The organism is uncultured Ellagibacter sp. (assembly GCF_934636505.1).
GTDB lineage: Bacteria > Actinomycetota > Coriobacteriia > Coriobacteriales > Eggerthellaceae > Ellagibacter.
Genome location: NZ_CAKUAL010000077.1, coordinates 1 through 8,225 on the forward strand (window position 1 = coordinate 1; position 8,225 = coordinate 8,225).

6 protein-coding genes are annotated in these 8,225 nt (G+C 60.9%); all 6 read left to right on the forward strand.

Annotated elements, in window-relative coordinates:
• The first annotated feature begins 297 nt into the window (after positions 1-297).
• The 6 genes from aspS (at position 298) to dnaK (ending at position 7,870) form a co-directional block, all read left to right on the forward strand.
• A complete protein-coding gene (gene aspS, locus Q0G18_RS08090) occupies positions 298-2,085 on the forward strand; it encodes an aspartate--tRNA ligase (protein WP_297151815.1) in 1,788 nt (595 codons plus the stop codon).
• A gap of 272 nt (positions 2,086-2,357) precedes the next feature.
• Positions 2,358-3,650 (forward strand): class I SAM-dependent rRNA methyltransferase, encoded by a 1,293-nt coding sequence (locus Q0G18_RS08095; protein WP_297151818.1) that lies wholly within the window; start codon positions 2,358-2,360, stop codon positions 3,648-3,650.
• A 205-nt stretch (positions 3,651-3,855) separates the two neighbouring features.
• Positions 3,856-4,272, forward strand: coding sequence for a hypothetical protein (locus Q0G18_RS08100; protein WP_297151821.1), 417 nt, complete (start codon positions 3,856-3,858; stop codon positions 4,270-4,272).
• A 6-nt stretch (positions 4,273-4,278) separates the two neighbouring features.
• Positions 4,279-5,151 (forward strand): DUF5685 family protein, encoded by an 873-nt coding sequence (locus tag Q0G18_RS08105; protein ID WP_297151824.1) that lies wholly within the window; start codon positions 4,279-4,281, stop codon positions 5,149-5,151.
• 14 nt (positions 5,152-5,165) lie between these two features.
• The gene (locus Q0G18_RS08110) at positions 5,166-6,017 is read left to right on the forward strand and encodes a J domain-containing protein (RefSeq protein WP_297151826.1); all 852 of its coding nucleotides are present in this window, start codon (positions 5,166-5,168) and stop codon (positions 6,015-6,017) included.
• Between the two features lie 95 nt (positions 6,018-6,112).
• A complete protein-coding gene (dnaK, locus tag Q0G18_RS08115) occupies positions 6,113-7,870 on the forward strand; it encodes a molecular chaperone DnaK (RefSeq protein ID WP_297151831.1) in 1,758 nt (585 codons plus the stop codon).
• Positions 7,871-8,225: the final 355 nt, after the last annotated feature.

Below are 8,225 nucleotides of genomic sequence, written 5' to 3' on the forward strand. Positions count from 1 at the left end.
GGCCCCGGGGTCGCCCGGGGCCGCGGCCCCCTTTCCTTTGAGCTCGGGGTCCCTTCCCCGTGTTCGTGCTAGGAGCGTCTGCTTGGACTCCGGCCGAACTCAATCGTTGCCTATTTCTTTTACGGTATCTTGCTGCGGGTTTTAACCGTTCGCGCGCTTCTTGCGGCCATTATCGGGCATTTACGGTGAAGACGCCGTCTCGTTCCCATTCAGTTTCATTTCGTGAAGTACAATAATCCAGTTTGAGTCACATACCCAATCAGTGGGTTTGATAGCGCATATCGAGGAGCTTATTCAATGACGGACTTCAAGAACGAGTTTTGCATGCATACCGCGACCTGCGGTGAGCTGCGCAAGAGCGATGTTGGGCGTGAGGTTGTGCTTACCGGCTGGGCTTGGCACAATCGCGACCATGGTGGATTGATCTTCTGCGACCTTCGTGATCGTGAAGGTTATACGCAGGTCGTTGTCGATCCCGATTGCGTCAGCGAAGAGGAGTTCCATATCGCCGAGCATCTTGGCCGCGAGTATGTTTTGAAGATTGCCGGTCGCGTTCGTGCGCGTGGCGAGGGTGCCGAGAACCCCAACATGGTCACCGGTGAAATTGAGGTTCTCGCGACTTCCGTCGAGGTCCTCAACACTTCTGTGACGCCTCATTTCTCCATCGAGGACGGCATCGAGACGGACGAAACCACCCGTATGAAGTGGCGTTATCTTGACCTTCGTCGCCCTGAGATGTATGCGAACCTTCTGCTTCGCCACAAGGTTGCCCAGGCAATGCGTCAGGCTCTCAACGAGCGCGGTTTCATCGAGGTTGAAACTCCAATCCTTGCAAACTCTACTCCTGAAGGCGCGCGCGATTACCTCGTGCCTTCCCGTCCGAACCCTGGCAAGTTCTATGCTTTGCCGCAGTCTCCGCAGCAGTTCAAGCAGATGCTCATGGTCGGCGGCATCGAGCGCTATTACCAGATTGCCCGTTGCTTCCGCGATGAGGACTTGCGCGCTGATCGTCAGCCTGAGTTCACCCAGGTCGACATCGAGATGTCGTTTGTTGAAGAGACCGACGTGATGGATCTGATGGAAGGTGTTTTCCAAGAAGTCCTCAGCGCTGCAGGCGTCGAGCACGAGTTCCCTCTTCAGCGCATGCCGTGGAAAGAGGCGATGGAGCGTTTCGGTTGCGATCGCCCCGATGTCCGCTTCGGCATGGAGCTCGTCGATCTGACCGACCTTATCAAGGACTGCAATTTCAAGGTGTTCACGGGCGCTGCTGCCAATGGCGGTGTTGTGAAGTGCATCAACGCGAAGTCTGCTGGCAACTGGTCGCGCGGCGAGATTGAGAAGCTTGCCGACATCGCTGCCGCAAATGGCGCGAAGGGCATGGCGTGGATCGCCTACACCGACGCTGATACCAATCTTGTGGGCAAGAGCCCCATCATCAAGTTCCTCGGCGAGGAAACGCACAATGCGATTAAGGAAGCCGCAGGTGTCGAGCCGGGCGACCTGCTTCTCTTCGCGGCCGACACCTTCGATACGGCAAGCGCCGTGCTCTCCGCGTTGCGCCTGCATATGGCTGATGCTCTCGGTATCGAGCGCAACGGTCATGCTCTTCTCTGGGTCGTCGACTTCCCCATGTTCCGCTATGACGCGGACGAGAAGAAGTACGCCGCCGAACATCATCCGTTCACGATGATTCCTGAAGAGGATTGGGACAAGATCGAGTCCGATCCGCTTGCCTGCTCGAGCTATAGCTACGACATCGTCATGGACGGTTTCGAGATGGGTGGTGGTTCTATCCGTATCCATAATGCGGAGCTGCAGAAGCGCGTGCTTCGTCGTCTTGGCGTGGAAGATGATCAGATGGAAGAGAAGTTCGGCCATCTGATCCATGCGCTCGAGCTTGGCGCTCCGCCGCATGGCGGCATCGCTCTTGGCCTTGACCGTCTGGTCATGCTGCTCGCGGGCAAGCAGTCCATCCGCGACGTCATCGCTTTCCCGAAGACTTCGAGCGCATCCGACCCGATGACGGGCGCACCGAACGAGGTTACCGGTCGCCAGCTCAAGGAAGTCAACCTGCGACTTCTGTAATAGCCGACTCACCCGACGGCAAATCGGGAACTATCAATGCTGCGAGCTCGGCTGACGGCGCAGCTGGCGTTCCAAAGATTGCTCACGTACCCAAGGTACGCTTCGCAATCTTTTCGCGCCATCTGCACTCGTCAGCTGGGCTCTCGCTGACTTTAGGGCGAAAGGAGGCAGGTGTACGCTCCTGCTTAATGGGATAGTGCCTACCTCTCGCTGGCTTGAGGGCGGATAGAGCGTTCTCCCAACGCCTCTTCCCATCATTTGAAAGGACCCTTATGAAAACTCTGCGGCCGTATCCTCGGGCGACCATAACGCCGAAGGGCGAACATGCCTTGGAGAAGGGGCATCCTTGGGTGTACGAGGCGGAGGTTGTCTCGCTTGAGCCGGCGCCGGGCGAGGCTGCAGTTGCCAACGGCTCGATTGTCGACGTCGTGAGCCGCAAGGGGTCGTATCTGGGGTCGGGCTTGCTGTCCGAGAAGAGCAAGATTCGTATTCGCCTCATCACCCGCAATGCGAACGATCGCTTCAACTGTGCCTTTTGGAAGCGAAAGGTACAGTGGGCGTGGAATTACCGGAAAACGGTGATGGGCGCCGATGCAAGCGCATGCCGCGTTCTGTTCTCCGAAGCTGACGGATTCCCCGGCCTTGTCGTCGATCGTTTCGAAGACGTCCTCGTGGCCGAGACGCTTTCGGTGGGGATGGAGCGTTTGAAGCCGATAATCTTTCCCGCGCTTCTCGAGGTGCTGGCCGAAGATGGCATCGCGATTCGCGGACTCTATGAGCGCAACGACGCCTCGACCCGCTCGCTCGAAGGACTCGCCCAGACCGCGGGATGGTTTGCGGGCGCTGCGGAGGATGCGGCCTGCTCGCTCGACCCGATCAATCCCAGCCAACCCGAGGCTGCGGTGTTCGGTCCCACGACGACGCAGATTGTGGAAAACGGCGTTCGTTACGAGGTTGATTTCGAGAACGGACAGAAGACGGGCTTCTTCCTCGACCAGAAGTATAATCGGCGTGCCGTCGCGCAGCTCGCGGCGGGAAGACGCGTTCTCGATTGCTTCACGCATACGGGCAGCTTTGCTCTGAATGCCGCCCATGGTGGGGCGGAGCTCGTGAACGCGGTCGATATCTCCGAGCTCGCCGTCGCTCAAGCGCGCAAGAATGCCCAGCTCAATGGGCTTGATGGTAAGATGGACTTCACGGCGGCGAATGTTTTCGACCTGTTACCCCAGCTCGAGGCGGCGCACGATCGTACCTATGACTTCATCGTGCTCGATCCGCCTGCGTTCACGAAAAGCCGCAAGACCATCGATTCGGCGGCCCGCGGCTACAAGGAGATCAACTATCGCGCGATGAAGCTGCTGCCTCGAGGAGGCTATCTCGCAACGTGCAGCTGCAGCCATTTCATGGATACGGAACGCTTCCGCCGCGTCGTGTCCTACGCCGCGCAGGACGCTGGCGTCCAGCTGCGCCAGATCGAGGAGCGTCAGCAGGCGCCTGACCACCCGATTCTGTGGGGCGTTCCTGAAACGGACTACCTGAAGTTCTTCCTGTTCCAGGTGGTGTAGAAGGGCGACGCTAATGGAAGGCTCGCGTATCCTTCGTGACAGTTTGTTGACAGCCTTGCGCCTTCGCGGCATCTGCACAACTCTTTCGTATCATTAAGCCTGTTCAACGAGTTCGAGGCGTTCTAACTCGCGTCCCGAGCACATGTGGAGCCCGTGCATCTCGCGCGGGCTTCGTCTATTCAGGCAAAGGTGGGTGCATTTTCGGATGAAGGGTTTTCTCGAGCGGATGCAGTGGAAGATGGCGGGTGCCATGCAAGGAAGGCGCGGCGCTGACTCTCTGTCGAATACGCTGGTCGTTGCAGGCATCGTCTGCCTGGTGCTGTCGGTTCTCCCCCATATGGGCCTCTTCTCATGGCCTGCGCTGGCGCTTTTTGCCTATGCACTCTTCCGTACCTATTCGAAGAACATCGCTGCGCGCGATCGCGAGAACGAGGCATTCCTGCGAGCGACCGAGAAGCCTCGTCGCGCGCTTTCCATCGGACGGAAGAAATGGGAGAACCGCGAGACCACGCTGTACTTCAAGTGCAAGGGCTGCGGGCAGGAGCTTTCGGTCCCGCGCGGCAAGGGAACGCTTCGCGTGGTGTGCCCAAAGTGCAAGACCGAAACCGTGAAGAAGTCGTAGCAGCGTATGTTCGGCTACATCATGGCAGATGAGAAGCAGCTTTCTCCTGAGGAGGTTGCCCGTTACCGCAAGGTGTACTGCGGTGTTTGCCATTCGCTGAAGGAGCAGAACGGCCAGCTGTGCCGCATGACGCTCACCTACGACATGACGTTTCTGGCGCTTCTGCTGAACTCGCTCTACGAACCGCTCGAGCACGAGGATTCCGCGCGATGCGGTGCTCATCCCACTAAGCCTCAGCCGTTTGCGACGAGCGAGTGCACGGAGTATGCCGCCGATGCGACGGTGCTGCTCGCGTACCACAAGCTCATGGATGATTGGCATGACGATCGCAAGGTCTCGCGGCGGGCGATGGCGCAGGCGCTTTCCTCGGCCTATCGTGCGGCGTCGGCAAGACGCCCTGCAGTTGCCCAGGCCATCGAGTCGGGCATGGCCGATATCCGCGCGATCGAGCAGTGTGGGGACGAATCGCTCGATGCGGCCGCCAACCGCTTTGGCGTGATTTTAGGTCGCGTGTTTGCGTATCGGGAGGATTTCTGGGCAGGCGAGCTGCGTCGTATGGGCGCGTGGATCGGTAAGTTCGTGTACCTCATGGATGCGGTCATGGATTACGATGAGGACCTGGAGTCGGGCAACTACAATCCGCTTGTTGCGGCTGGCGCTGTGCCCGGCGATGTTTCGGAGGGGCTTCGCTCGATTGCGGCCCAGGCGGCGCAATCCTTCGAGCGATTGCCGCTTGAGCAGGATATTCACATTCTCCGCAACGTGATGTACGCGGGGTTATGGGGTCAGTATTGTGGGAAGTTCGGCGATACTGCCCATGATGATGGCGAAATGGCGCCGTCGGCCACAAGGGCCGCCGACGGCGATGATGGCGAATAGGGAACGCAATGGCAATGGACCCGTATAGCGTGCTCGGTGTGTCGAGGGATGCCTCGCAGGACGAGGTGAAGAAGGCGTATCGCAGGAAGGCGCGCGAGAACCACCCTGATTTGAACCCCAACGATCCGAACGCCGCCGAGCGGATGAACGAGATCAACGAGGCGTACGATCGCATTATGAACCCCGAGAAATACGCCGCGGCCGACCGCCGCGCCTCCGCGGCCTCGGGCGGGGCTGCCGGCGGCGCGTCGCAAGGCTCGTCGGGATATGCGGGGTACGGAGGAGCGAATCCCTTTGGTGGTGCCTCGGGCGAGGGTCCGTATGGCGGCGGCTCGTACGGGGGCGGTCAGCAGGGTAACCCCTATACCTCCGGCGGCCCGTACGGTTGGGCGGGAGGCTTCGGCTTCGATTTCGATGACTTTTTCGGCTACGGCGCCTCGACGGCGTCCGGCCCGATTCATCCCGAGGCGAATGCGAGCGACCCCGCGGAATTCCGCGCGGCAATCGATCTGATCAACTCGGGGGATGCGGCGCAATGCAAGCGCGCTGCGGATATTTTGGCTACGGTTACGAGCGCTGGGCGCAACGCCCGATGGTATTACCTCTCGGCGCTGGCAAACAACGGCGCGGGCAACACGGTGATGGCGCTCGACCAGATCAGGCGCGCTGTCCGCATGGACCCGAACAATGCCGACTACCAGCGTGCATACCGTACGTTCCAAAGCGCGGGGCAGTCGTACACGCAGGAACAGCAGACGCGCGGGTTCACTATCTCCGCAATCGACCCGACGACGCTGTGCTGCGGTTGCTGCATGCTCCAGCTGTGCTTGCAGCAGTTCATGCGCTATGGATTCATGGGATTTTAGGCTGATGGCGGCCCATCGGCTGACGAAATGCGCCTCGCTTTCTGACGTTGGTGCGGCTTGGGAGATTCTACTCGTTCTCTCGGAAGGAGACTGATATGGCAACTATCGGGATCGACTTGGGCACGACGAACAGTTGCGCCGCGGTGGTCGAGGGCGGCAAGCCGACCATCATCCACAACGCCGAGGGCTCTCGTACGACGCCGAGCGTCGTCGCGTTCACGAAGGATGGCGAGCGCCTCGTCGGTGCGACGGCATGCCGTCAAGCGGCGATCAACCCCGATCGCACCATCTCCTCGGTGAAGCGCCACATGGGAAGCGACTGGCGTGCGAGCATCGACGGCAAGCGATTCACGCCGCAGGAAATCTCCGCGATGATCCTTCGCAAGCTGCGCCGCGACGCCGAGGCGTTCCTCGGTCAGGAGGTGACGCAGGCCGTCATCACCGTCCCTGCCTACTTCAACGATATGCAGCGCCAGGCCACAAAAGATGCGGGCCGCATCGCGGGGCTCGACGTGCTGCGCATCATCAACGAGCCGACGAGCGCAGCGCTCGCGTACGGGCTCGACAACGGCGATTCGCAGAAGGTGATGGTCTACGACTTGGGAGGCGGCACGTTCGACGTCTCGATCATCGAGATCGGCGAGGGCGTGATCGAGGTGCTCGCGACTGCGGGCGACAACCATCTGGGTGGCGACGACTTCGACGAGCGCATCGCAGATTACCTGTTCGGGGTCTTCAAGCGGGAATCGGGCGTCGACGCGAGCCGCGATTCCGCCGCGGCGCAGCGCGTGCGCGAGGCGGCGCGCCAGGCGAAAGAGGAGCTGTCCTCCATGGAGACGGCGCGCGTGAACCTGCCGTTTCTGGCGCAGGGCGCATCCGGCCCGCTTCATCTGGAGGCGCAGGTCACGCGCTCGGAGTTCAACCGCATGACCGCCGATTTGGTCGAGCGCACCGAAGGCCCCGTGTCCCAGGCGCTCAACGACGCAGGAATTGCCGCCTCCGAGCTGGGAAGCGTGCTGCTTGTCGGCGGGTCGACGCGCATCCCGGCGGTTCAGGACAAGGTTCGCTCCCTTACGGGGAAGGAGCCTTCGTCGTCGATCAACCCCGACGAGTGCGTTGCCGTGGGTGCGGCTATCCAGGGGGCTACGCTCGCGGGGTCTTCGACGGGGCTTGTGAAGGCGAACTCCATCCTGCTGCTCGACGTGACGCCGCTTTCCCTTTCCCTCGAGACCGTCGGCGGCGTGGCGACGCGCATCGTGGAGCGCAACACGACGCTCCCCGTGCATTACTCGCAGATCTTCACGACGGCGGCGGCGTTTCAGACGAGCGTGGAAATCAACGTGCTTCAGGGCGAGCGTCCGATGGCGCGCGACAACAAGTCTATCGGCAAGTTCCGCCTGAAGGGCATCAAGCGTGCTCCTGCGGGCGTTCCCCAGATCGAGGTGACGTTCGACATCGACGCGAACGGCATCCTCACGGTTTCCGCGAAGGACAAGGGGACGGGCAAGGAGCAGTCGATTACGATCGACGAATCGGGCCGCATGTCCGACGAGGAAATCGATCGCGCCATTCGCGATGCGGAAACCTACGCGGCGCAGGACGCGACGCGTCGCGATGCGATGGAGGTGCATGCGGAGGCGGCACGCCTGGTCCAAGAGGTTGACGCGGCGCTCGCAAAATCTGGCAAGCAGTTGGAAAAGGAAGAGAAGAAGCAGGTCAAAGCCGATTCGAATGCTCTCCGCAAGCTGCTTTCAAAGAAAACCGAGAAGCTGGAGGAAGCGGACATTGCGGCAATCCGCTCCGCCAAAGAACAGCTCGACCGTTCAAGCGAGCATGTGAGGTCTTTGGGGTAGAGGGAGTCTTGGGGCGCGGGGCTTTCTGGATCGGTGCGCCGAGCTTGCTCAAGGGGAATCACCAGACGCTCTCTTGGCGGCAAGTCAAGGGGCGCTGGCCTGCGGTGTGCGGTGGGGAACTTTGCCGGGGCGGCTTCCAAGGTGTTTAGGGAAGCCGCCCCTACGCGCGGATCCTCGCGATGTTAGGCGACGTCGGTTGTCCCCTCGTGCTGCTTGCGGTGTTCGCGGCGCTCCCGCTTCGTCATGAGCGATTCGGGCAGTTCGCGGCGGCCTTGCTCTGCAAGCTTGCGCATGTCGGTGTCGGCCATGCCCTGCGTGGGGTCGTTTTTGCGCTTGTCGTAGAGCGGGTCGCCCT